Origin of the sequence: Phyllobacterium brassicacearum (genome assembly GCF_003010955.1) — a bacterium.
GTDB classification, from domain to species: domain Bacteria; phylum Pseudomonadota; class Alphaproteobacteria; order Rhizobiales; family Rhizobiaceae; genus Phyllobacterium; species Phyllobacterium brassicacearum.
Map to the genome: position 1 here is coordinate 168,063 of NZ_PGGO01000010.1, position 22,220 is coordinate 190,282.

The 22,220-nt window shown below is 57.3% G+C and carries 25 protein-coding genes; 16 read left to right on the plus strand and 9 right to left on the minus strand.

The genetic code is table 11. The features are described 5' to 3' along the window. Positions 1-3 precede the first annotated feature (3 nt). The 11 genes from ccoO (at position 4) to CU102_RS15105 (ending at position 8,948) form a co-directional block, all read left to right on the plus strand. Positions 4-735, plus strand: a complete 732-nt coding sequence (ccoO, locus tag CU102_RS15060) for a cytochrome-c oxidase, cbb3-type subunit II (RefSeq protein ID WP_106711916.1) — start codon at positions 4-6, stop codon at positions 733-735. Between the two features lies 1 nt (position 736). Next, positions 737-907 carry a cbb3-type cytochrome c oxidase subunit 3 gene (locus CU102_RS15065; RefSeq protein WP_106711917.1) on the plus strand — a complete coding sequence of 57 codons (171 nt, stop codon included), beginning with the start codon at positions 737-739 and terminating at the stop codon, positions 905-907. Next, positions 898-1,791 (plus strand): cytochrome-c oxidase, cbb3-type subunit III, encoded by an 894-nt coding sequence (gene ccoP, locus CU102_RS15070; RefSeq protein WP_106711918.1) that lies wholly within the window; start codon positions 898-900, stop codon positions 1,789-1,791. Before CU102_RS15065 ends, ccoP begins: the two co-directional genes overlap by 10 nt. Next, positions 1,788-1,976 (plus strand): hypothetical protein, encoded by a 189-nt coding sequence (locus CU102_RS15075; RefSeq protein WP_106711919.1) that lies wholly within the window; start codon positions 1,788-1,790, stop codon positions 1,974-1,976. Before ccoP ends, CU102_RS15075 begins: the two co-directional genes overlap by 4 nt. A gap of 45 nt (positions 1,977-2,021) precedes the next feature. Next, positions 2,022-2,810, plus strand: a complete 789-nt coding sequence (locus CU102_RS15080) for a DUF2189 domain-containing protein (RefSeq protein ID WP_106711920.1) — start codon at positions 2,022-2,024, stop codon at positions 2,808-2,810. Between the two features lie 156 nt (positions 2,811-2,966). After that, a complete protein-coding gene (locus CU102_RS15085; RefSeq protein ID WP_208113833.1) occupies positions 2,967-5,066 on the plus strand; it encodes a heavy metal translocating P-type ATPase in 2,100 nt (699 codons plus the stop codon). After that, on the plus strand, positions 5,063-5,230 hold the full coding sequence (ccoS, locus tag CU102_RS15090) for a cbb3-type cytochrome oxidase assembly protein CcoS (RefSeq protein ID WP_106711921.1): 168 nt from the start codon (positions 5,063-5,065) through the stop codon (positions 5,228-5,230). Before CU102_RS15085 ends, ccoS begins: the two co-directional genes overlap by 4 nt. Before the next feature lie 681 nt (positions 5,231-5,911). Further along, positions 5,912-6,061, plus strand: coding sequence for a hypothetical protein (locus CU102_RS29890; RefSeq protein WP_166648427.1), 150 nt, complete (start codon positions 5,912-5,914; stop codon positions 6,059-6,061). A 58-nt stretch (positions 6,062-6,119) separates the two neighbouring features. Further along, positions 6,120-6,686 carry a hypothetical protein gene (locus CU102_RS15095; RefSeq protein ID WP_106711956.1) on the plus strand — a complete coding sequence of 189 codons (567 nt, stop codon included), beginning with the start codon at positions 6,120-6,122 and terminating at the stop codon, positions 6,684-6,686. A 611-nt stretch (positions 6,687-7,297) separates the two neighbouring features. Beyond that, positions 7,298-8,143, plus strand: a complete 846-nt coding sequence (locus CU102_RS15100; protein ID WP_245425353.1) for a response regulator transcription factor — start codon at positions 7,298-7,300, stop codon at positions 8,141-8,143. Positions 8,144-8,357: 214 nt separating this feature from the next. Next, on the plus strand, positions 8,358-8,948 hold the full coding sequence (locus CU102_RS15105; RefSeq protein ID WP_106711922.1) for a sulfocyanin-like copper-binding protein: 591 nt from the start codon (positions 8,358-8,360) through the stop codon (positions 8,946-8,948). A gap of 54 nt (positions 8,949-9,002) precedes the next feature. Here CU102_RS15105 and CU102_RS15110 read toward each other — a convergent pair whose 3' ends face one another. Together CU102_RS15110 and CU102_RS30845 are read right to left on the minus strand one after the other, a co-directional pair. Further along, positions 9,003-9,875 (minus strand): calcium-binding protein, encoded by an 873-nt coding sequence (locus tag CU102_RS15110; protein ID WP_166648426.1) that lies wholly within the window; start codon positions 9,873-9,875, stop codon positions 9,003-9,005. A 13-nt stretch (positions 9,876-9,888) separates the two neighbouring features. After that, on the minus strand, positions 9,889-10,524 hold the full coding sequence (locus tag CU102_RS30845) for a calcium-binding protein (RefSeq protein ID WP_208113832.1): 636 nt from the start codon (positions 10,522-10,524) through the stop codon (positions 9,889-9,891). Between the two features lie 452 nt (positions 10,525-10,976). Between CU102_RS30845 and CU102_RS15125 the strand changes: the two genes are divergently transcribed. Further along, complete coding sequence (locus tag CU102_RS15125) at positions 10,977-12,260, plus strand: Na+/H+ antiporter NhaA (RefSeq protein ID WP_106711926.1); 1,284 nt, start codon at positions 10,977-10,979, stop codon at positions 12,258-12,260. A gap of 133 nt (positions 12,261-12,393) precedes the next feature. Here the strand turns inward: CU102_RS15125 and CU102_RS15130 are convergent, their stop codons facing one another. Together CU102_RS15130 and CU102_RS15135 are read right to left on the minus strand one after the other, a co-directional pair. Beyond that, positions 12,394-13,365 carry a DMT family transporter gene (locus CU102_RS15130; protein ID WP_106711927.1) on the minus strand — a complete coding sequence of 324 codons (972 nt, stop codon included), beginning with the start codon at positions 13,363-13,365 and terminating at the stop codon, positions 12,394-12,396. Positions 13,366-13,465: 100 nt separating this feature from the next. Continuing rightward, positions 13,466-14,188, minus strand: a complete 723-nt coding sequence (locus tag CU102_RS15135; RefSeq protein WP_106711958.1) for an alpha/beta hydrolase — start codon at positions 14,186-14,188, stop codon at positions 13,466-13,468. A gap of 192 nt (positions 14,189-14,380) precedes the next feature. Here CU102_RS15135 and CU102_RS15140 point away from each other — a divergent pair, with 192 nt between their 5' ends. Next, positions 14,381-14,818, plus strand: coding sequence for a MarR family winged helix-turn-helix transcriptional regulator (locus CU102_RS15140; protein ID WP_106711928.1), 438 nt, complete (start codon positions 14,381-14,383; stop codon positions 14,816-14,818). Positions 14,819-15,063: 245 nt separating this feature from the next. On the opposite strand, the gene CU102_RS15145 is transcribed toward CU102_RS15140, so the two are convergent. Next, a complete protein-coding gene (locus CU102_RS15145; protein ID WP_106711959.1) occupies positions 15,064-15,519 on the minus strand; it encodes a phasin in 456 nt (151 codons plus the stop codon). 198 nt (positions 15,520-15,717) lie between these two features. Here CU102_RS15145 and CU102_RS15150 point away from each other — a divergent pair, with 198 nt between their 5' ends. Continuing rightward, positions 15,718-16,377 (plus strand): LysR substrate-binding domain-containing protein, encoded by a 660-nt coding sequence (locus tag CU102_RS15150; protein ID WP_280951904.1) that lies wholly within the window; start codon positions 15,718-15,720, stop codon positions 16,375-16,377. A gap of 65 nt (positions 16,378-16,442) precedes the next feature. Here CU102_RS15150 and CU102_RS15155 read toward each other — a convergent pair whose 3' ends face one another. The 4 genes from CU102_RS15155 to CU102_RS15165 form a co-directional block, all read right to left on the minus strand. Continuing rightward, the gene (locus CU102_RS15155; protein ID WP_166648425.1) at positions 16,443-17,414 is read right to left on the minus strand and encodes a dienelactone hydrolase family protein; all 972 of its coding nucleotides are present in this window, start codon (positions 17,412-17,414) and stop codon (positions 16,443-16,445) included. Next, positions 17,414-17,596, minus strand: a complete 183-nt coding sequence (locus CU102_RS29900) for a hypothetical protein (protein ID WP_166648424.1) — start codon at positions 17,594-17,596, stop codon at positions 17,414-17,416. The genes CU102_RS15155 and CU102_RS29900 overlap by 1 nt, the downstream gene beginning before the upstream one ends. A 407-nt stretch (positions 17,597-18,003) precedes the next feature. Next, positions 18,004-20,478, minus strand: coding sequence for a spermidine synthase family protein (locus CU102_RS15160; RefSeq protein ID WP_106711931.1), 2,475 nt, complete (start codon positions 20,476-20,478; stop codon positions 18,004-18,006). Next, positions 20,475-21,227: a protein-L-isoaspartate(D-aspartate) O-methyltransferase gene (locus tag CU102_RS15165; RefSeq protein ID WP_106711932.1), complete on the minus strand. Its 753-nt coding sequence runs from the start codon at positions 21,225-21,227 to the stop codon at positions 20,475-20,477. The genes CU102_RS15160 and CU102_RS15165 overlap by 4 nt, the downstream gene beginning before the upstream one ends. Before the next feature lie 357 nt (positions 21,228-21,584). Here CU102_RS15165 and CU102_RS30415 point away from each other — a divergent pair, with 357 nt between their 5' ends. Continuing rightward, positions 21,585-21,734, plus strand: a complete 150-nt coding sequence (locus CU102_RS30415; protein WP_245425354.1) for a DUF2332 domain-containing protein — start codon at positions 21,585-21,587, stop codon at positions 21,732-21,734. A gap of 274 nt (positions 21,735-22,008) precedes the next feature. Further along, positions 22,009-22,188: a YdcH family protein gene (locus CU102_RS15170; RefSeq protein WP_106711933.1), complete on the plus strand. Its 180-nt coding sequence runs from the start codon at positions 22,009-22,011 to the stop codon at positions 22,186-22,188. The last annotated feature ends 32 nt before the right edge of the window (positions 22,189-22,220 follow it).

Genomic DNA, 22,220 nt, shown 5'->3' on the forward strand with positions numbered 1-22,220 from the left:
CTGATGTTCAACCTCCACTACAGACTTGAGCGCAATGCCATCGGGTTCGTCGTTGCTATTCTCGTGGTTGCCAGCATCGGGGGCTTCGTGGAAATCGCCCCCCTGTTCACAATTGATGAAACAGTGGAGAAAGCACCGGATATGCGGGTCTACACGCCGCTCGAAGTTGCTGGACGCAACATCTACATTCGCGAGGGCTGCTATGCCTGTCATTCGCAGATGATCCGGACGTTGCGGGACGAGGTGGAGCGCTACGGCCCCTATTCGCTGGCAGTTGAATCCCAATACGATCACCCAATGCTATGGGGATCGAAGCGTACCGGACCCGATCTCGCCCGGGTCGGGGGCAAGTATTCCAACGATTGGCATGTGGCTCACCTCAACAATCCCCGCGATGTTGTGCCGGAGTCCAACATGCCAGCCTACCGCTGGATGTCCGAAAAACTCCTGAGGACGAAGGACCTGGGCGGGCATCTTGCCGCGCTCCGCGATGTCGGCCTTCCCTATACGGATGAGATGATCGCCAACGCCTCGAACGATGCCATCGGCCAGGCAAATCCCGATACGGACCTCGCGGCCGGTGTCGCTACCCGCTACGGCGACAAAACGTATGTGGCCCTCTTCGATGCCGACCTGTCGAAGGTCACGGAAATGGATGCGTTGGTTGCTTATTTGCAGGTGGTCGGCCGCCTTACCGAAGTCGCGCACCAACTGCCCCAGGACGAGGTAGAGTGATATGATCGATCATGAGACCCTGACGCATATCGCCAAATCCTTCGGGCTATTCTACCTGATTGCCATGTCGATCGGCGTGCTCATTTATGCGTTCTGGCCCGGCAATAAACACAGGTTTGAAAGAGCCGCAAATACGGTTGTTTCCGACGAAGAGGACAGGCCATGTCCGTAGGCGAACGCGATCCCTTCACGGGCCATATGACGACCGGCCATGAATGGAACGGTATTACCGAGCTCAATACGCCGGTTCCACGAGTAGTCATACTGTCCCTGATCATTACCGCTGCCTTGGGTCTTGTCTGGACGGTTCTGATGCCGAGTTGGCCCTTTGTCACCAGCTACTTCCCTGGGGTGCTCGGTATTGATCAAAGGAATGTGGTCGCAAATTCTGTAGCTGAAGCCCAGGCCGAACGTTCCCCGTGGATGTCGAGTATCGAGGACCAGGACTTCAGTGCGATCCTGTCCAACCCGGAGCTGATGCGTATCGTGCGCGAGAACGGACGCACATTGTTCGGCGATAATTGCGCTGCTTGCCATGGTCACGATGCGAAGGGCCAACGCGGGTTCCCCAACATTGCGCAATCGCCGATGCTCTGGGGAGACAGTCCTGAAGCGATCCTGCAAACGATCACAGTCGGGATCAACAGCACCGATCCGAACACGCGGGTGTCGCAGATGCTGGCGTTCGGTCGCGATGGAACGCTTACCCCTCCCCAGATCTCACAGGTGACAAGCTATGTCCAGTCGCTGTCCGCGACCGGGTCCGCTGCACCATTGGACAAGGACCAGGTTGAGCAAGGCAAGGCTGTTTTTGCGGCCAATTGTGTAGCATGCCACGGCAAGGATGCGAAGGGATTGACCGACATGGGCGCACCAAACCTCACGGACTCATACTGGATATACGGCGGAGAGCGTCAGGACATGTACGGCTCGATTTACCATGGCCGTCAGGGTCATATGCCGAACTGGGGTGCACGATTGTCGCCAGCGGCGATCAAGATACTGACGCTCTATGTGCTTGATATGAGGAAGCAAGCGGTGGGAGCCGGATCATGAACGGCATGCTGTTCGGGCCAAGGGTTGTCATTTCCGTTGCCGTTGCTTCAATCATCGCCATCGTGGTGATTGGCAATGTTCATCTTGTGTATGTTGCCATGCAGTCCCGACCTGACTGCGTCGGACATCTGAAGGAAAAAGGTGATGAACCGGGCACGTTCCGCGCGGCAAAATCCGCATGCTAGGCTGAGGTCGGTGCCGGCCACTTTTTGGCCGGGGAAAGGCTGCAGATGAAGATACCAGCGACTGTTCCACCACTGCCGAAGGCAGTCGACCGTAACAGGCACATGGCGGCTAGCCAGGCTTTCACATGGATTGCCGAAGGTTGGAGGGATCTCTGGACCATCCCTATGCCGAGCCTTGCGTATGGTGCTGGGGTGGCCCTAGTTTCACTAGCCATAGTGTGCAGTCTCATGTTCTATTCGCTGGATTTTGCCTTCTTTCCGGCTCTGGCGGGCTTTCTTGTCGTTGGTCCAGCCCTCGCAACGGGACTCTATGTGAAGAGCCAACGGCTCGCCAAAGGGCTGCCGGTCACGTTTGCCTCGATGATCGTGCCGGAGAAAGGCACGGCACAGCATGTGCTGTTTGTCGGTGCGGTGCTTATGGGACTTATGCTGCTGTGGATGCGCGCGGCGGTGCTGATATATGCGCTCTTCTTCGGCTGGCGGCCCTTCCCCGGAATGGACCATATCGTCGAAATGTTGTTTGGAACCCCGGTCGGTATCGCGATGCTGGTTGTGGGTATTATCATCGGCGGTGTCTTCGCCGCATTCGCCTTTGCAGTCAGTGTTTTTTCCATCCCCATGGTCCTCGACAAGAGATTTGACGCCTTTACAGCAATGGGAACGAGCATCAGCATTGTCTGGAACAACCTTCCGGTGATGATGCTGTGGGGCGCTATCGTCCTGCTGTTCACCTTGCTCAGCCTTGCGACCGCAATGCTGGGCTTTGTCATCGTATTTCCGCTGCTCGGGCACGCCACCTGGCACGCTTATGTATCAATGCGGGATCCGGATTAGTGTGATGAGCTGCTGTCCGCCCGCACCTTCCGCTGTCTCGCTGGACCATCCGGATCCACCGGGCAACGCGTTGGAGGAGTTCAAACTGGCAAGCAGGCCAGTTGGCGGAGGCGTTTTCCAGACCGAGATATCGGTTCCCTCCATCCATTGCGGGGGATGTATCAACAGGATCGAGCGGGGTCTGCCAAACTTGCAGGCGTGCAGCACGCTCGGGTTAACCTGACCAACAAGCGTGTCTCCCTGCGCTGGGCAGGCAAAGTTGCTCCCGACGCAATCATGGCATTGAAGAAGCTCGGCTATGAGGGATACCTTTTTGACAACAACGCGGCGACCGGTACGGATCGCGAACTTCCGGGCATGATCAAAGCGCTTGCCGTAGCGGCATTCGCATCGATGAATATCATGTCCCTGTCGACATCGGTGTGGTCGGGCGCGGACGAATCTACCCGAGCCATGCTCCACTGGATCTGCGCGGGCATCGCGCTGCCAACCCTGCTCTATTCAGGGCGCATCTTCTACCTGTCGGCCTGGCGCAGCCTGAAGCATTGGCAGACGAACATGGATGTGCCGATCTCCATCGGCGTCATCATGGCGTTTGCCCTTAGTGTGTACGACACCTATCACGGCTATGAACACGCCTATTTCGATGCTGCCACCTCGCTCGTGTTTTTCCTGCTGATTGGACGCACGTTGGATCATGTTATGCGGGAGCGGACGCGAAGCGCCGTCAAGGGTCTGGCAGTGCTTTCCCCACGCGGGGCACTGGTAATCCGCCCGGAGGGCGGGCTGGAATATCTGCCGCTGCAACGGATCACGTCCGGCATGAAGTTGCTGCTTCTGCCCGGCGACCGCGTACCTGTAGACTGTACCGTCATCGATGGCGTTTCTGACGTGGATTGTTCGCTTGTCACTGGCGAAAACGCCCCGCGGCAAGTCCAGCCCGGGTCAAAGCTCCAAGCGGGGACACTCAACATCACTGGATCGATCAAGACCGAGGCGTGTGCCGCTGCCGGAGACTCCTTTCTCGCCGAAATGTCGCGGCTGATTGAAGCTGCCGAATCCGCAAAATCTCACTATCAGCGTATCGCAGACCGGGCGGCCCGATATTATGCGCCCGCCGTTCACACCGCATCGTTGCTGAGCTTCATCGGATGGATGTTCTTTCGGGGTGACATGCACGAGGCTGCAACCGTTGCCATCGCCGTGCTGATCATCACTTGTCCCTGCGCGCTCGGACTAGCAGTTCCCATGGTGCAGGTCATGGCGGCACGCCGCCTGTTCGAAAATCGCGTCATGGTCAAGGATGGCTCGGCCCTCGAGCGCCTCAACGAAATCGACACCGTCGTCTTCGACAAGACCGGAACCCTTACACTCGGGCAGATGCAGGTGACAAATGCGGGGACGATTGATCCAGCCACATTGTCGCTGGCGGGGAAACTGGCATCCAACTCGCGTCACCCCAACGCCCTTGCGATCGTCGATGCGGCTTTGGCTCTGACCGACACCGCACCGCAGTTCGAGCAGGTCAGAGAATATCCAGGCCTAGGTATCGAAGGCGTGCTTCAGGGGCGTGTCTATCGCCTCGGACGCGCTTCTTTCGCCTGCCCCCATGAGTCGGCACGCCTGTCCGACACGACATTTGCATGTGAGGGAAGCAAACTCGCGTCATTTGCCTTGTCCGATACGGTCCGGCCGGGTGCACGCGGACTTATCGAAAACCTGCTTGGCTCGGGTATCGCCGTTGAGGTCATGTCCGGTGACAACCAACAGGCTGTGCACGATATAGCCCTACAGCTCAACATTCCTCGCTACACTGCGGAAATGTTGCCAGCGGACAAGGTCGTTCGTATCGAGACGCTGACAAAGGCCGGGCGCAGAGTTCTGATGGTTGGCGATGGTTTGAACGACGCTCCCGCGCTCATGGCGGCGCATGTTTCGATGGCACCGGCAAGCGCAGCGGATATGGGCCGCAACAATGCCGATTTCGTATTTCTGAGGGATGGGATGGGCAGTGTTCTCCTCACGTACCGGATTGCGAGAGACTCAGGCAGACTGATCCGGCAGAATTTCGCAATCGCGATCGGATACAATATGCTGGCACTGCCAGTTGCCATCCTTGGCTACACAACACCGTTCATCGCCGCCATAGCCATGTCGTTGTCGTCCATCGTTGTCGTCGCCAATGCCTTGCGCTTGAGAGCCGGGCCGGCATCCGACGGCGATGAGCATTTTGAATTTGGGCACGTAACACGATGAGCGGATACTTCTTCCTCATCCCCGTCTCGCTTGCCCTGGGTTTCGCCGGGCTCGCATTGTTCCTTTGGACTCTCAAGAACGGTCAGTATGACGATCTCGACGGAGCTTCGGAGCGCATTCTGTACGACGAGGATCGGCCGCTCAACGACCATGGCAATGATTGAGGCTTGGCCTTATCTGACCTTCGTGTCAAACTTGCCGGTCGCGTGGTTGCGGTGGTTTTTTCCCGGATGGCTCGTCCCATCAGTAACGGGTGAGATATGGGCGAGCCATGTTGATGTTCATTGAACATCAACATAATGCAGTCCCAGTTTTGCACCGATCAGCAATATTATGTAGGCGTCAATGGTGCATTCAGCCTATCAAATGATCCGACTGGTCCTGCATGGTATCAGCGCAGGAGCTCCAATTCCTACATCGAAATGGCTAACCGCCCACAAGTTCCGTTATCAACGAATTCGTAGTATAGTTAAAAGTTGAGGAGAAATTCGCGCGTTGACGCGTGGGGGTGGCCATGATTTTCACAGATTGCCATCGCATTTTCCTGGCAATCTCCGGCACTGTCGGAGGAAGTATTCTTCGACGTTGTCATCAGGGTGACTTCTGAGCAGAACATGGGAAACGAGGCAGCAGTGCTGCCTGCGTATTTGCGTACATCTTGGATATTTCGAAGCTGACCGTCAGTAAGTGATCTTACGGAGCGCTGAGTTGTGTCTAGATGCGTTGTAATTCAATCGATTAGAGCGATTTTGGCTTTTTTGCTGACGTGCGTTGCTTACGCGCGAAGGTTCCGTGCGGCTCGCAAAGGCGGGCTGGGTCACGGTGTTATGACAGGGCGCGCTACGATGTCAATCATTCGTATCGAGAGCAAATCCACTACTTTGGATGAAACAACGGGATTGCAAAACACTGGTATCGCAATACCCGGTGAAGACAATGACGACAATGACGCTGGTTTTTCTACATTAAATGCCAGTTTCGGCTGCGCAGGCTGATCGCATTGCAAATTTCACCGAGGATGCCGCGGCGCATCCGCAGTCAAGGGAGGAACCAATGAAACCCGCAAACCTGAGCATAATCGCTGCACCCTCCGCGGCAAGGACGCTGATCAAATCTGCGATTCTCGCCGGAGTTCTCATGGCCTTTGCCCCGGGGATTGTACTCGGACAGGCGATCGAAAAGAAGGGAACGACGCCCTATGTGACGCACTTCATTTTTCGACCTTTGATGAACATTGACATTGCCGAGCTCGGTACGGCCACCTCGCTCGAGGCGGTCGGCACCACCGAGAACATGAAGGGAGAAAAGATGTTCGACAAGATGTCAGCACATTGCACAGCGCTGAGCGTTGCGACGGGCGACAAGAAATATATCGACGGCGCCTGCGTGCTGGCCGATAGCGACGGCGACAAGATTTTCTCGACCTTTGATACTCGCGACCTCGACAAGTCCCAGCCAGAAATGGGTTGTGGCACCCATATCATCACCGGCGGCACCGGCAAGTACGCGGGAATTACTGGTAGTGAGCCATTCGCTTGCATAGCAATGCCGGCCCTGTCTGGTCCCGGCGGCTACACTGCGATGGACATCCCGCATAACACGACTTGGGAGATCAAATGACCGCGAGGGAATATGCCAATCAACCCAACCGCACACTTTGAGGAAGACACCTAGCATGCTGGCAAGGCCAGTACGGTAATAGTTCGGTGACTGTTCCATGCGTGCGTTATGAAACGGTCCCATTGCAAATCTATTAAACCGAACGCGCGAAATTGATGCACTGCAGGCGTAAACCGGATGCTCGCGACAACCAATCCACGATCCTGCGAATTCGCGACGAAACGCGGCTTTACCTGTCGCGACGGGTATTGTGTCGCCGTTTTCGGCAATTCTGGCGGACCTTTCACAATGAAGAACACGGTCAGTCACGGACCGGATTTCATGAACCAGAAGCGGACGTGTAACCCGCACCTGTTTACTGTTCAGCCATTCACGTTGGTTTCACGCTGGGGTGACAGATGCACTATATGGTTCTGTCGCATGTTTTGTGGTGCACAAAAGATTTCGTGCACGCAACCAGGAAAGGGTCGAAAGCACCCGTTTTGGGTGTGCCGGATCGATGCACCCGACCACCGCAGCGGTACTATAAAGTAAAAATATGAACTTCGCAGTTTGCATGGAGCAATCTGGAAGCATAGGGGGGATCAATGTCAGGCTCATTTGCTGCCGAAATGCACGGCTTCAACAATTTGCGCCGTATTGCCAGTGGACACGCTTCAATTGTTATTATCGATAGCCAGACCTGGTCGCGAACTTGTCTTGCTCGCACCTTGAGAGGAGACCTTCCTGAAGTCGCCATCCACGATGTTGCCACTTCGGACGGGTTGGTTGGCATCGTTGGGGAAAATATCAATCTCGCTGTTCTCAACGTAGAAAACAGTAACCTGACCGATCAGTGGGCATCGGTAAATCTTGCCTACATTCACCGATTGCTGCCAGAAGCATCGCTCATGTTGTTGACCCAGCTCGATGAGGCATTGATAACCGATACCACCGTTTCAGAAGTCGCCAGATTCGGCGTGAAGGGCTATACGACCAATACCGCGCCGGTCGAAGTCGTTCTCGCGGCCATCCGCCTGATTCTGGCCGGTGGTGCCTACTATCCGCGATCGATGGTTATCGACGACGGGAATTGTGTGAATTCGGTACCGGCTTCGCCCGACGCAATCAACTCGCTGCCAATGCCGGCCGCCAATGGAGAGGTCGATGAACCACTCGCCTTGATCAACGCGCCGACGGTAGCCTTCACAGAGCGCGAAAAGCAGGTGCTGGCGACCTTGCGACGGGGGCTTCCGAACAAGATCATCGCCAGCGAGCTGGATTTGTCGGAAAATACGGTCAAGGTGTACATCTCGCAAATTATGCGGAAACTCAACGCGACAAACCGGACTGAGGCGGTGGTTTTTTCCCAAAAGTTTGCGCCCGTTGACACCAGCTCCATTCGTGCGCCGGCGCCGCGCGGCCCAGCGCGATACGATCTCACTCGCTTCCGCGACGTGCTGGAAAGTGTGGCCTGACCACTTTGCAAACTAACGTATGAACGCAAAAGCTGTCCGGCATCCGGTCAATCGTCAAGGGTCGAAATGCATTCGACTTCATAGCCGCGCATCAGGGCCTTGCTGGTGTGGCGCTAATTTCGAGAGTATTCTCATCGCCACGAGATTGGCCTGGTCGACTTCGCATGTGGTCGCATATGCCCGGCCACTGCCCTCAGGAGGAGATCCGGCTGCAATGGCGCGCTATGCCCACATTGCCCTTCTCGCCTTCACCGCTCTGGGATTGTTGGCTGGAATTGCACTGGCCGGGAAGCCTTTCGTCCCGAGCTGGATCAAGAATTTTCCCGCAGACAAAACGGTGGCTATAGAGATTGTTGCCGATTGGAACCAGGTCGAACGGTACCGCAGGGACAACATCCGGACCGACATTATCGACTTCAACGGATACTGGGGCGGGAACCTCACGATTATCGTCCCGGCCAATTGGTCGGTAGAGGTCACGTTCATCAATGGATCGTTGTCTTTCCGGCATAGCCTGATGGTGACCAGGGTTTTTGCCCAGTCAGAAATGCCGGTGAAGTTGACGGCCAAGGATGCTATCTGGGGCGCGTATACTGATCCGCCCGAGGGAATCAAAACCAATGAGCGGAGACAACTCAACTTTGTTGCTCAGCAGGCCGGAAACTATTTCCTCGCCTGTGCGAGGCAAACGCATCTTATGGACGGTCACTGGATCGGTTTCGAGGTGAGAGACAATCTCGAGCGGGCCGAGGCAGTCATCCATGACAACAAATTTCCGCAGGACCAGCCCGCGGGACGCCCGTAGGCGCCTGCGAGCAGTTCTCTTCGGAATGTGGCGCGACTTACACATGCGGGAGCACTACCACGTGACATGCGCCTTGAGCAGGGCCTTGCGTCCTTCACCGTATGAGCAGACCAGGAGCCCCTGGCAGCCCGATGCATAGTCTTTATCGAACAGATTGGTAACATTGAGATCTATGCCCCAATTGTCCTTCTTGTAGCCAAGAACGTCGTCGCCACCCTCACCGGACAAACTGTCATTTCCGCCTCTTCCGGAGAGGTAATTACTGACATCGCTCCCCCCCAGCGCGTCACGGTAAACCGATCCGATGGCATTCTCGATGCTGGTAATTCTGTCATAGGAGGCGGCGGCACCGGAGACCCGGCTTGCAGCAAGGTCGACCGATACGCCAACCCCGTAACCGCTCCCATCGCCGCCGATCCACGCGCCATTATAGACGACGGTGTCCGAACCGCCTTTGCCATCGATAATATCGCCGCCTTCATAGCCGGTGAAAATATTGTCGTTCTCGTCGCCGTAAAGGAAGTCGTTATACTGGGTTGCATTGACACCCTCTATGTTGCGAAACGTGTCACCCGGATCAACTGCGCCACCGGAGGCAGTGCCAGCCGCCAGATCGACGGTCACGCCACCTGGCACGTCCTCAAAGGAATAGAGAACCATTGTATCCTGCCCCGCGCCACCATCGATCTGATCGGCACCTTCCCTTCCCTCGATAAGATCATCGCCATCACCGCCTTGCAGGATATCGTTGCCCTCACTGCCGATCAAATGATCCTCACCGCCGCCACCTTTGAGCGTATCATTGCCTTCATTGCCGTAGAGCTTGTTATCGCCATCATTGCCAATCATCGTATCGCCAAAGGCACTACCGCGAATGACCTCGATATTGCGGATGAAATCGCCCTCCGCATGCCCGCCATGTCCCATACCGGTTGCCAGATTAAACTGTGACTGCTGCGTCGGAACTGCGGTAGTCGAGATAGTCCAGTGTCCTGCCGGTGCCACCATCCATCACGTCAGCGCCCGGATCGCTGTACAATACGTCCTGCCCGCCGCCACCCATGAGCACGTCATCACCGGCACCACCATAAAGGGAATCACTCATGCCACTACCGATCAGCGTATCGTTCCCGGCGTCGCCATAGAGCCTGTCGCCATCTGTGTCGCCAGACGTCCCGGAGTTGAGCCTTGGATGGCCGCTGATGAGTACATCGTCGCCGTCGCCGCCATGCAGATTGTCGTTGCCATAACCAGAGTTGAGGATGTCATCTCCGGCGCCACCATAGAGCGCGTCGTCCCCCAATTGATCGCCAACGTCCGTATTGAGCCAATCGTCCCCGTCACCACCGTCCAGAAAATCCGATCCGCCACCGCCGCCATTGAGCGTGTCGTCTCCGCCATGCCCATACAGCACGTCTTCGCCGGCATTGCCGTTGATCGTGTCGCTCTGTTCCGTTCCACGCAGCGTGTCATTGCCATTGGTGCCGTTGATAACGGCCATCGGTCCGATACTGGAAAAACCAATCCATGTGTCATTATTATCCGCAGTTGGCAAAGCTGGACTATTGATAGACATAACCATAGTTCTTCCTCCATCTTTCCAGGCTTACCGCAAAATTGGCCATGTCAAATGGCTTACACTGCTCCATCAGTGTAATTTTATTCACGGCAATGTTTAGTAAGCCTCCTCCCTTGAAGATCACAACTTACAATATTTCTTGACAAGGTCCAACTATGTTTCAATAAAGAATACAATATTAAAACATATCAATACTTAAAAATTCGAATTACTTCTGAACTTTATTGTCATAACCTGAGTTTCTCTCAACATTTCCCAAGTGAGTGCAATGTTTGACGCTTCGTCGAGTTATCGCTTCACGGTCGATCCAATTCCGTTACGACGACGTCATCGAATCGACTTTGGGGCTCTCGCCCTTTGAGCCATTTGATGAAGCAGTTGCCGCCAATTGAAAACTCAATAAGTTACTGTAGTTGCGGGAGCCAGGATTTGTACTGGAGGAGAACAGAATGTATCGCGTATGGAACCTGCTGGAGAAAAATTCGCAGTTCCTCCTCGTTGGCGCAGTGACGGCCCTTATCTGGGCGAATGTCTCACCCGGCAGCTATCATGCCCTTGTTGATTTCCCACTCCTGGAAGACGGGCTTATAGGACACTTGAGTGTCGACGCGGACGGACATGCGCACCGGACGGTGACACTCCATTATCTCATCAACGATGTTTTGATGGCGCTTTTTTTCGCCGTTGCCGGAAAGGAAGTCTGGGAAGCTGTTGCACTGCGGGGGGGTGCCTTGCGTGGCAGGAAGGCAATTACGCCGCTAATTGCGACAGCCGGCGGCATGCTTGGACCGATTGCGGTCTACCTTGTTGGCGCCGCACTGCTCGGCAAGTTCGCAGCCCTGGCGGACGGCTGGGCTATCCCTACCGCAACAGACATCGCATTTTCCTATCTTGTAGGCCGCCTCGTTTTCGGCGCCGGGCATCCGGCTGTGAAGTTTCTGCTTCTTTTGGCAATTGCGGACGATGCTGGTGGCCTGCTGATACTCGCCACGTTCTACCCCCAAGGCAATCTGAAGCCTGAGTGGCTGATCCTGTCGCTCGCGGCAACGCTTGCCACATATTTCCTTGTCAACCGTCTGCCACGTGTGCTGGACGGCGATCGCCAGGACCGACCCGTCTCGACCATCGTGCGGCAGAAATTATCCTTCTGGCCCTATCTGATTGCCGGTATCCTCAGTTGGTTCGGATTCCAGCAGGCGGGCATTCACCCCGCGCTCGGCCTCTTGCCCATAATTCCGGCAATACCACATTCGGATATCGAGTTCGGTATCTTCGCTAAAGAGGAGGAACACCAAACTGACTTGCTCAACTGGATTGAGCACCGATTGAAGGCGCCCATACAGATCGTGCTGCTGCTCTTTGGTGTTGCCAATGCAGGCGTTGAATTCTCCGTCATCGGCGAGGCCACATGGCTGGTCTTCGCGGGCCTAATCATAGGCAAGCCGAGCGGTATCCTCCTACTGGGATGGTTTGCGGCGCGACCGCTGGGGCTTGGCTTGCCTGAAGGGATGCGAATGAAAGACCTTTTCGTCCTTGGCTGTGTTGCGGCGATCGGATTTACAGTCTCGCTCTTTGTTGCAGGCGTTGCGTTCCCGCCCGGCCAGGTTCAGGATGCCGCCAAGATGGGGGCATTGTTCTCCTTCGCGGCTACCGCGATCGCAATCGTCGCCGGAAAGATCGCCGGTGTCGAACGTCGCGACCTTCCCGTCGCCGCCCCCGTGGTAAGTGGCTGAAGTTGACACAGGTATGGGTCGCCTGCCGCCCTCAGTTTAATGTTCAGCTCCTTTGACTTCGTCAACATATCAGAGTTGGTCCGCACAGTGTGGCCAAGCCGGCTAACCCGATGGTTGAACGACGCTACGAGCCTCATGATTTTGTCGCCGCAGGCCCGGTCCGAGGCTTGAGCAAGATGACAAAAAGCAGGCCAACGACGATGATCGCCGCACCCTGGAGATGATAGGGTTGCAAGTGCTCGCCAAGGATGAAATAGGCGAGCAAGGCAGTAAATATCGTCTGGAGGTATAGCAGCACCCCGGCCCGGGCTGCACCCAGTGCTTCGACGCTCCAATTGAAGAGGTAATACATCAGCGCCCCGCCGGGTATTGCCACATAGGCCAAGGCGATGAGCCCGCTGCCGTCGAGCGCCGAGCGTTCGTCGGAAACAATCTCCCAAAGGTAGAAGGGCAGCGCAGTAAGCACTGCAGCGCCGAGCAGCAATACCAGGAGCGGAAGACGCTCCGACTCGAATTTCGCGCGGCGAAGCAGAACAGCATAGAGGCCGAAGCAAAAAGCCCCAGCGACAACCCACAGTTCACCGGGATTTACGTCGAGCCGCATCAGCAGCGCCGGGCTACCCTTGACAACGATGACCACGATCCCGAGGAACGCGATGATCGATCCGATCACCTGCCAGGTTCCCATCGGCTCACCCAGGATGAAACGGGCGAGGATCATGGTAATGATCGGGATCAGAGCCATGATAATGCCGGCCGTAGTGGCGTCGGCATATTCGAGGCCGGTGAAAACCAGACCCTGGCAGATCGCGAGCCCGATGCCGCCGACGAGGAGCAGTTCGAGCGGACGCGCACGCACAAGCGCGGTCATAGAACTGAAATGGCCGCGCACAATCGGAATCAGGATCGCCCAGGCGATCAGCACGCGCCAGAAACAGAACGCCCAGGGGGGCATCTCGGGAGAAACCCATTTTGCGGCGATATAGACGCCGGCCGACAGAAGCCAGCAGAGGACCGCCACGGAATAGGCGACCGCAACCGAATTGCCCGCCGCCTGTTCCGTCCCAACCACGCCGCTGTGGACTGCCAGGACATTTATCGCCATGACTTCAGTTATGCCACAGTTCCGGTAACCTGCACAGACGATCGCGTGGCCCCGGATGATAAACCGGGGCGTGTTGGGACGCCCGGAAAAGACCAAATGGTCACTCTGCGGTTGCCGCCTGCTTGATGAGGTTGGCAACGGCTTGCGGCCTGGAAACATAGACGGCGTGGCTGCCAGCCGTTTCAACGACGGTCGATCCGGCGCGTTCGGCCATCTTGCGCTGTGCAGGTGGCGGGATCATGCGATCGTCCGCAGCGACCAGATAGTAGCTCGGCTTGCTCTTCCAAGCCGGTTCGGTCACCGTGCCAGTCAGCGCTTCGACGCCCCATGGGACCTGAGCGTCGGCCATGAACGACGCGGCTGCGGCATCGACGTCCGCGGCGAAGGAGGCCGCAAAGGAGGCCTTGTCGAGGAACAGGAAGCCATCGACCGGCGCCAGGATCGGCGGCACGGGAGCACCGGCGGGCGGATTGGCGATCAGCGACGAAACAGACTCGCCTTTGTCAGGTGCAAACGCCGCAATGTAGACGACAGCCTTTACCTTCGTATCAGTGCCGGCTTCGCTGACGACGACTCCGCCATAGGAATGCCCGACCAGGACTACAGGGCCATCCTGCCGGGCAATCGTGCGCCTGGTGACGGCGACATCATCGGCAAGGGAGGTCGTCGGGTTCTGGACGATACTGACGTTGTAGCCGTCCTTTTTCAAGATGTTGTAGACACCTTGCCAGCCCGAGCCATCGACGAAGCCGCCATGGACAAGGACGATGTTCCTGGCACCGGCTGGTGCAGCGTGGACAGGGTTCAGAGCGGTTGCGGCCATTGCCAGCGTGGCAGCGGCGGCGGTGATCAGGGTTTTGGTCATTTGCGTAGCTCCATTTTATATTCGCGATAATGATTATCGCGATAACTAACAAAATAGGACACGCCCCTGCCCTTGTAAGCGATTTCTTTATCGCGATATCATTTTATGTAATAAGGGTTATCGCAACCTGACCTGATCAAGGAGATAACAATGACCGAGGCCACCCCGCTTCCGCTCGACAGCCAGCTCTGCTTTTCCATCTATTCGGCGTCGATTGCCATTCACCGCCTCTACAAACCGATGCTCGACGAGCTCGGCGTTACCTATACGCAGTATCTTGTGCTCAGCACGCTTTGGGAGAAAGAGGGACTGACGATCACGGCAATAGCCGACAGATTGGGGCTGGAGCCAAGCACCATCACTCCGGCCGTCAAGCGGTTGGAAAGCGCCGGGTTTGTGACACGCCGGCGCAGCACATCGGATGAGCGACAGGTGCGGGTTCATACGACGGCCAGGGGCAGCAACCTTCACGCCAGGACGGCCTGCCTCACCGATGCGCTATTCCACCGTTCCGGATTGACCGTGCCGGAGATGATCGACCTCAACCGCAAGGTTCAGGCGCTGCGCGAGGGGATGATCAAACCATAAGGGGAAGACGTACCGGGACTTTGACCTCGATCAGGGTCAAGACAAAGCCAGTTTCGTCGCTGGTTGGCAGACGCATCACCTCCGCCCTCTTGACCGTTGCCGAGATCGCTCATCGGCTTATCGGCTCGTCTGCCGGCATGGAGCGTGGGTAGCATCATTCCGATTTAAGAACGATCCGATCAACACCTGCGCCATCTGTTCGCTGGGCGCGCAACGCGGCGCGCCCCAATTACAACAATCCGAAATCAGGCGACCTTGACGTCCTTGATCGCCTTCTCGACAGCCGACTTTACCGGTGCGGAGATTTCTTCGACAGCCTTGGTGGCAACAGCCTGAAATTCCTTGGCCTGACCGGAGATGGCTTCTGCCTGCTTGCGGACAAATGCGGTCTGCAGTTCGATCACTTCACCGAAGGACTTCACGCCGATCAGCGCTTCGATATGGTCGAAGCTGGCTTCGGTGTTGGCGCGGAGCGCAGCCAAAGCCTTGAGCGAAAGAGCAGCAGCGTTGGACTGAGCGGTTTCGAAAGTGGTTTCGAGCGTCTTCTGGGCAGCTTCAGTCTGATCCTGAATCTTGGCATATGCTTCCTTGGACTGAGCAACGCCCTTCTCGGTGAATTCGCGTACCTGGTCGGTTACAGCGGTGGCATCAAAAGCGGGGATTGAGAACGCATCAGCAGTCTGTTTGGCAGTCTTGCTCATCGTAAGATCCTCTGTGCTGCAGCCGGTCTTTGCCGGTGCCTGGGTTGACTTCAAGTTTAAATACATTGATTTAGTACATTGGTTTATTGTGCAATGCAATATTTCAATTGCGTTGCACAATAAAAATCTTAAAGTCAAAACATTGGAGCCTTCTAATCCAGACTAACTCGGCTAACTATATTTGCCATCCTCGTCTTAATTGCTGTTACGGACAGCCTCGCGGCTGAAGCTGTTAGCGGCATTGCGCTAAGGCTCAGGGCGACGTCTCCTTTTGCCCGGGTCGCGTTTTCTTTCCACACCAATGCCAGCTCTCTCGACGGAATCGAGCGCGGCACACTGGACTGCGCAGTTGGCATGTTTCCGGCGCTTCCGCGTGACATCCATGTGCACGGTCTTCGTACCGATCACTATGTGTGCGTGATGCAGCGGGACCACGCGTTAGGGCAAGAGATGACGCTGGATCAGTTCGTCGCAGCTTCCCATGTGTTGGTGACCCCATCAGGCATGGATCTGGGCGTGGTTGACGGCTGGCTGAGTTTGCATGGTCGTACGCGGACGATCGTCACCGTCGTCAACCACTTTGCTGATGCCTTGCGGATTATCGCGGAAAGCGACTTGCTGACCTGCGTGCCAAGCGGTTTCATCCTTGGCCATGGCCAAACGCTTGTCGCGCAGCATGGATTGATGGTCCGCCCCTTGCCCTTCGAAACCGAGAAGCTGATTTACAAGCTTGTCTGGCATGAACGGCTGCACACCCACCCCGCTCATCAATGGTTCCGTTCACTGGTTGCCGGCGTTTGCGGAATACCTGCGGAGACGACCGCGCCAGGACCAAAACACGTCCGTCGCATCTCATAAACTTGACACCGCGATCCAGCCTCCCTCGACCATGAGCAATGGTTGCTATAGCCACAGGTGTTGCCCTAATTCAGGTGGAACAGTTTGGTCAGGAACTCCTTGACCGCTGCCTGAGCTTGGGAATTTGCGGCATCGTTGTATTGAACGGGTGGCCCGAGTTGGACACACTCATCCCTCCATGAAAACGGTTTGCCCGTTGCGACATTCATTAGCCGGCCATTCTCTTCGCGCCGCATGCAGGTCCGCGAGGTCTGCGCATCGCTCATGACGTTGTAGGCCGGACTGTTGGTATGGTCGAAAGCATGGCGCGCGCCAGGATACACGGTGATTTGCGCATCGTGGCCAGCAGCCGCGAGACGTTCGATATAATCACGGCAGCGCGGCAACGGATTCCATTCATCTTTCGCACCGTGGAAAGCACGGATCGGCGCATCCACCACCTCCATCTCCCCGACAAGCTCGAAATTACAGGGTGGATAAAACGGCAGATAAGCGGCGATACCTCCGCGCTTGGGACCGTAAAGATCGTGGAAGCGGTTGAGGCTGGCGTAGAGGGCAACCAATCCGCCCCGCGAAAAGCCCATTATCGCAATGCGGTTTGCATCAAGGCGTGGATCGGCCACAAGCACGTCCACCGCCCTGTAGACGTCGTAGATGGGATTGAACTCGCCCACCCGCGACTGATCCGTATAGATTTCGCTGTAACCACGGGCAGTGTAGCTGTCGATTCGAAGCGTCGCCACGCCGAGCGGCTCCAGGAAATTGGCCCAGCTCCACGGCCCCGAACTCGTAGGGCCACCAGACCCGTGCAAAAGGATAACGACAGGCAAGCGTGCGTCGATAGTGGGAACCTGTAGTCTGCCCGTCACCGTGACCACTGTTGCCCCCGCAATATCGCCCTGCAGAAACTGGTCGTCCGAAAGAGTGAGCGAAGGGATTTCGATCACTTCGTCTGGAGTTTGGGCGTCAGAACCGGGCGCATACACGACCAACAGAACCAGGATCGAGCACACGAGAATATTACGCGCAAATCTCATTAGCATCCCTCCACACCCACCAGGACTCCGGCGCCGCAGGCAATGTCCAAAACGCGGTCGCCGCTCCTGATCTTGGCCGCATTTGCCACCACTGGGGCCCATTGCCGAAAGAGTGCCGGAACAAACAGCGCCTCGTAGGCATTCGCGGCGTCGATCAAGGTTTGCGAAATCGGAGCGGTCATCGTGTCGCCTCAATGTCTGGAGCGGCGCGCCGAACTATGGTGCGGGTCAGGCGGCGATCGCCTTCACTTTTTCCGAGGTTAGCATTTCTCCGCCGATTGCCCAATCGCCGCTTTCGACCTCGTTGATCTTGACCTAGGTGACGCCGCAAATCATTCGATGCAACCTTCTCGCGGCCGACCGGAATGGACTTGAGACCGGGCGTGCATAGGGCGTATCAGAAAATGCGCGCTTCGACACCGCGTTATGATGGCAGTTTACACATCTGACGCTGAAACCTTTGAATCCGCGGTTGGCCTTGCCTTAAACGAAGAGAAACGGAATCACGCGGCAAGTCGTGATCCCATGTCGGCTATTCGCGCGGAGATATGACGTTTCAAAAGCTGACACCGAACCGGAGGCGGTTGGTTTAACTCTGCTCTGGAACAAAGCCTTGCGACGTCTGCCGATCGTGTCGATCCCACCACCCGGCGAGTAAGGCCGGGGCGACAAGATAGAGCGCGGTGGCGATCGCCACGACGCCAGTGAAACCGACATGCATTGCAAGCAATGCGGCCAAGATCGCACTCAACACCGACGCACAGCCATTGATTCCCCACGCCCAGGGAATAAATGCCTCCGAGCGTGCGCCGACGTGGCCGAGGCCAAGGGGGAACGGCATGCCCATGAAGACGGCGAGCGGCGCTATGAGGAGGAGTGCGACCGCGATCTTCGCGGCATCCGGGAGTGCCAGCAGCCGTTCGAATATTAAGGGCAGCGCGAACAGGTAGCTGGTAGCCAGGAATGCGATAGCCACGACAGCGAGAGCAATGCCGCGCACCGCCGATCCGCGTCCGACCGTCGCCATCCAGCGAGCAGCTACGGCGCTACCGAGACCGGCGAAGGCAAGGAAACCTGCAAGAACGACAGCGACAGCGTAGAGCGGATAGCCGAGAAACAGCACGAAGCGCTGTATGAAGGCGATCTCGATGAAGAGGAAGGCCAGGCCCAGGACAAGGAAATAGAGCCCGAAGCGCAGCCGGTGCACGGCTCTCTCGAATGCGCGCCCGCGAAGCCTGAGCGGCAATATGATCAGGATGGCGCTGAGGATCGCGGCCTGGACGAGCGTCGTCACCAGGATCAGGTAACCCCAGTCGAGCATTGCGGCCCCACCTTCGGTGCGCAGCGCCAGGAGTTCGGGCAGGGCGCGCCAGCGGAAAAAGTCGAAGAAATAGGGCCGATTGTCAGTGGCCGGTGCAATATCGAACTTGTACCGCTCGGTGAACTCGGCTCGCTTAGGGCCGAGGAGGGCGATGGCTCCCTCGTAGAGATATTCCTGGTCGAGCTGGTTGTAGCGGTTCACGTCGCTCGCCGAGATGCCCGGCGCCCAGGAGATGTCAAAGAAATTATCGGTCGCGAAGCCGCGGATGGATGCGACGTCTTCGCCCGTGAACGGCGACTTGGCGACGAGCAGGGTTGCAGTGTTCCAGCTTCGGATCAGCGCCAGGTGCCGGCCTGGTTCGGCCACGCCATCCGCTTCAAGCGCTGCCGTAGCAGTGGCGAAAAGCTTGAGGATGTCGCGCGGCGGCACCCGCAGCCATCGCGTGATGGCGATGACTCCATCCGGTCTCAGCGCGGCCAGGTAATCCTGCAATGCCTCCACGGTGTAGGTGTAGTTCTCATGCATGCTTTGCACGCCGGCCGCTGCCGCGCTGAAGGAATCAAGGAGTGGCATCTGGATCAGGTCGTAAGACTCGGCTGTGGTCGCAGCGAAGGCGCGTGCCTCTGCTAGATGCAGATGCACGTTCGATCGGCCGAAGATGCCACCGATGAACTCGGCGAAGCGATTGCGAGCCAGGTCGATCATCTGCGAGTTGACCTCTACGGCATCCACGGTTTCGGCTCCGGCGCGCAGCGCCAGCAGCACCTGCTCGCCACCGCCGGCACCAAGGATTAGCGTTCGCGGGCGCTCAAGGATGCGGTACGGCAACGCCGCCGTTGTCCGGTCGAGATAAGCGACCGTCGCCGGATCGCCGCCATAGGCGGTGATCGCCGTAATACTGTCGCCATCGATGAAGACGGCGAGCTGCGCGGGCGGCTCTTGGGTGTTGGCGAGGCTGAGGCCCGGTGCGTACCGGAAGGGGACGGTCGGGCTCTCGACAACCGTCAGTAGTCCGAGTGGGCCCGATCGCTGCTCGACCACCCGCGCGTTCGGCACTTCGAGAGCCATGCGTAGGCCCTTGTACTGCGACATGTGTGGGCCAAGGGCCGTCCAGGACGGTGGTAGCCACACCGCGATGACCGCGGCTGCAAGTCCAAGGCTGCCCACGGCGAGCCACCGATGGCGTGCCATGCCCGTCGCGGCGAGGGTTGCCGCCGCGAATCCCAGTGCTGCGACGAAGCGCAGCGCCGTAGTGGGAAAGACCAGGAACAAGAGACCGACGGCGCCCAGCGCGCCGATCCCTGCGCCGATTAGGTCGAAGGCATAGACGTGCCTGATCTGGCGAGGATAGCGGCTGAAGGTAAGGCCGATACAGGTTGCACCGAAAAAGAACGGCAGCATCAGCAGAGCATAGCTGGCCGCGAGCCAACCGAGATGCCACGGATTCCAGACGATCTCGAGAGCGTTGAACGGCAGGCGTTCGGCGCCGGCGAAGCTGACAATGGCAGTAATGCCGAACATCGCTGCCGACGCTGCGAAAGCGGCCGGGTATCGTTCCACCAGCGGGCGGCGGGCGAACGCAACGAATGTACCGCTCGCGCCAAAGCCCAGGAGCGCGATGCTTATGATCATATAGGCAAAATGATGCCACTGAATAATCGAAAAGAGCCTCATCAGCAGCACTTCGTGGGCAAGGGTCGCCGCCGATATGAGACTGACCGGCAGCAAGCGCCCCGCTCTCATCGGGATTTGCCTCCCCTCAATGGAACAAAGCTCACCGGCAGCAGCTGCCGGGTCGTGATGCTTCCGTCCCGTCGCTTCTCGACCAGCATGAGAAACTGGGTTGAGAAGGGACCTCCCACGGGAACGACCATCCGGCCCCCCTTGGCAAGCTGTTCGACCAGAGGCGGCGGGATGTGACTCGCAGCGGCCGTCACCACGATGCCGTCGAACGGCGCGTGCTCGGACCAACCATAGTAACCGTCGTCTACCTTCACCTCGACATTGTCAAAGCGAAGCTCCTCAAGTCGGGCGGCTGCTCTTTCGCCCAGTTCCGGTATGATCTCAATTGAGTAAACCTTCGCTGTAAGCGGCGACAAGACGGCGGCCTGATAGCCCGAGCCAGTGCCTATCTCGAGGACAGCGTCACCAGGCCCGGCCTTGATCAGGTCGGTCATCAGCGCGACGATGAAGGGCTGTGAGATCGTTTGACCGTATCCGATCGGCAGTGGCCGATCTCGATAGGCCGCGCCACGTTGCTCCTCGGGTACGAAAAAGTGACGCGGAACGTTCCCCATCGCCTTCAGTACCGCCGGATCGATACCCTGTGCCTCGACCGCTGACGGCGCTGAGCGGGCGTGCGATTTGATTGTTTCGATCATCGCCGCACGCTCGGCGAGGCGATCCTGCGCGGGCGCGGATGTCGAAACCACGGCGGCAGTGCCCGCGAGAACCGCGGCCAGTAACGCTTGGCACTGGGCTAGTGGACGCATGAACCCCTCTCCCGGCTAACACGCCGAGTATAGTGGCGGTGAAGGCAATTTTGAACAAACTTCGATCGGCGCTCGCCAATGATGGCTGCTATCAGAAATCGGCGTCAAGGATTGCGTTGTTGATGCAGATGGGCGAAGAAAAAGTGCCGACAGATGCTCGACATCGTGGCCGTTGACCGGCGCCCTTTTGCCGGATGCTGCGTTGCGGGCGGCCTTGGCCAGTGCAATTTTCCGTCATGGTGCGCGGTTGTGCGAAGACCTTGAGCGCGCGCCGCAAACGAATGAGATCGCGCGCGTCGCAGCCATACTGTTGCCCGGCTTGCGACCATCTGCAGTGAGATTGGGCTGCCACTTGCTGTGCGCGAGATCAGCTCAAGCGCCGGACTCAAGCTTTTGTTCGACCGGTTTTATTCCGCTATGGCGTGGGGTGAGTGCGAGAGCTTTTCGGTGTGGGCTTCCAAAAGGAAACACGATCAAAATGACAGCAATTCAAACATCCGCAATTAAAAAAGACATGTAATCGGAGCGTTGCAACGTCCGATTCTCACACTGAATTGAACATCATCGAAGCCCAGGCAACTGCTGGGGAGAAATGCCAATTGATTGCCTGCGACGATGTCTCGAAGCAGAAGCCAATTCGTGAGCCGGCAAGAGAACTTTATCGAGCAATAATTTGCACGACTCTGTGCTTGTCCCTACATTGGGAATGGTGGTGCGTTCTGCGTCACCTTCCGGAGGCCCCCGTTCAGACCATCGACAACGAGCAGAAGGAACATGCTATATGTCCATCGAAAATCTCCTGACAACACTTCGAAGCAAACATCAGGAACTCGACCGTGCTGTCGCTTCACTTGAGGCAGCCCCATCGGCAGATAGTCTCCATATAGCTCAGCTCAAGAAAGAAAAGCTGCAGCTCAAGGAGGAGATTACCGACCTCGAGGCCAAAATCACCCGCCACTGAAAAGTTGGTACTAGTGTGAGGCCCCGGCAAGT

Coding starts and splice junctions, on each gene's coding strand:
- CU102_RS15160 (WP_106711931.1), bottom strand. CDS start 20,478: ATGAGAGCGGGGCGCTTGCTGCCGGTCAGTCTCATATCGGCGGCGACC.
- CU102_RS15110 (WP_166648426.1), bottom strand. CDS start 9,875: ATGGGACATGGCGGGCATGCGGAGGGCGATTTCATCCGCAATATCGAG.
- CU102_RS29900 (WP_166648424.1), bottom strand. CDS start 17,596: ATGACCGCTCCGATTTCGCAAACCTTGATCGACGCCGCGAATGCCTAC.
- CU102_RS15145 (WP_106711959.1), bottom strand. CDS start 15,519: ATGAGCAAGACTGCCAAACAGACTGCTGATGCGTTCTCAATCCCCGCT.
- ccoO (WP_106711916.1), top strand. CDS start 4: ATGTTCAACCTCCACTACAGACTTGAGCGCAATGCCATCGGGTTCGTC.
- CU102_RS15075 (WP_106711919.1), top strand. CDS start 1,788: ATGAACGGCATGCTGTTCGGGCCAAGGGTTGTCATTTCCGTTGCCGTT.
- CU102_RS15170 (WP_106711933.1), top strand. CDS start 22,009: ATGTCCATCGAAAATCTCCTGACAACACTTCGAAGCAAACATCAGGAA.
- CU102_RS15105 (WP_106711922.1), top strand. CDS start 8,358: ATGGCGCGCTATGCCCACATTGCCCTTCTCGCCTTCACCGCTCTGGGA.
- CU102_RS15140 (WP_106711928.1), top strand. CDS start 14,381: ATGACCGAGGCCACCCCGCTTCCGCTCGACAGCCAGCTCTGCTTTTCC.
- CU102_RS30845 (WP_208113832.1), bottom strand. CDS start 10,524: ATGTCTATCAATAGTCCAGCTTTGCCAACTGCGGATAATAATGACACA.
- CU102_RS15085 (WP_208113833.1), top strand. CDS start 2,967: ATGTATCAACAGGATCGAGCGGGGTCTGCCAAACTTGCAGGCGTGCAG.
- CU102_RS15095 (WP_106711956.1), top strand. CDS start 6,120: ATGAAACCCGCAAACCTGAGCATAATCGCTGCACCCTCCGCGGCAAGG.
- CU102_RS15130 (WP_106711927.1), bottom strand. CDS start 13,365: ATGGCGATAAATGTCCTGGCAGTCCACAGCGGCGTGGTTGGGACGGAA.
- CU102_RS15155 (WP_166648425.1), bottom strand. CDS start 17,414: ATGAGATTTGCGCGTAATATTCTCGTGTGCTCGATCCTGGTTCTGTTG.
- CU102_RS29890 (WP_166648427.1), top strand. CDS start 5,912: ATGTCAATCATTCGTATCGAGAGCAAATCCACTACTTTGGATGAAACA.
- ccoS (WP_106711921.1), top strand. CDS start 5,063: ATGAGCGGATACTTCTTCCTCATCCCCGTCTCGCTTGCCCTGGGTTTC.
- CU102_RS15125 (WP_106711926.1), top strand. CDS start 10,977: ATGTATCGCGTATGGAACCTGCTGGAGAAAAATTCGCAGTTCCTCCTC.
- CU102_RS15135 (WP_106711958.1), bottom strand. CDS start 14,188: ATGGCCGCAACCGCTCTGAACCCTGTCCACGCTGCACCAGCCGGTGCC.
- CU102_RS15165 (WP_106711932.1), bottom strand. CDS start 21,227: ATGCGTCCACTAGCCCAGTGCCAAGCGTTACTGGCCGCGGTTCTCGCG.
- CU102_RS15080 (WP_106711920.1), top strand. CDS start 2,022: ATGAAGATACCAGCGACTGTTCCACCACTGCCGAAGGCAGTCGACCGT.
- ccoP (WP_106711918.1), top strand. CDS start 898: ATGTCCGTAGGCGAACGCGATCCCTTCACGGGCCATATGACGACCGGC.
- CU102_RS15100 (WP_245425353.1), top strand. CDS start 7,298: ATGCACGGCTTCAACAATTTGCGCCGTATTGCCAGTGGACACGCTTCA.
- CU102_RS15065 (WP_106711917.1), top strand. CDS start 737: ATGATCGATCATGAGACCCTGACGCATATCGCCAAATCCTTCGGGCTA.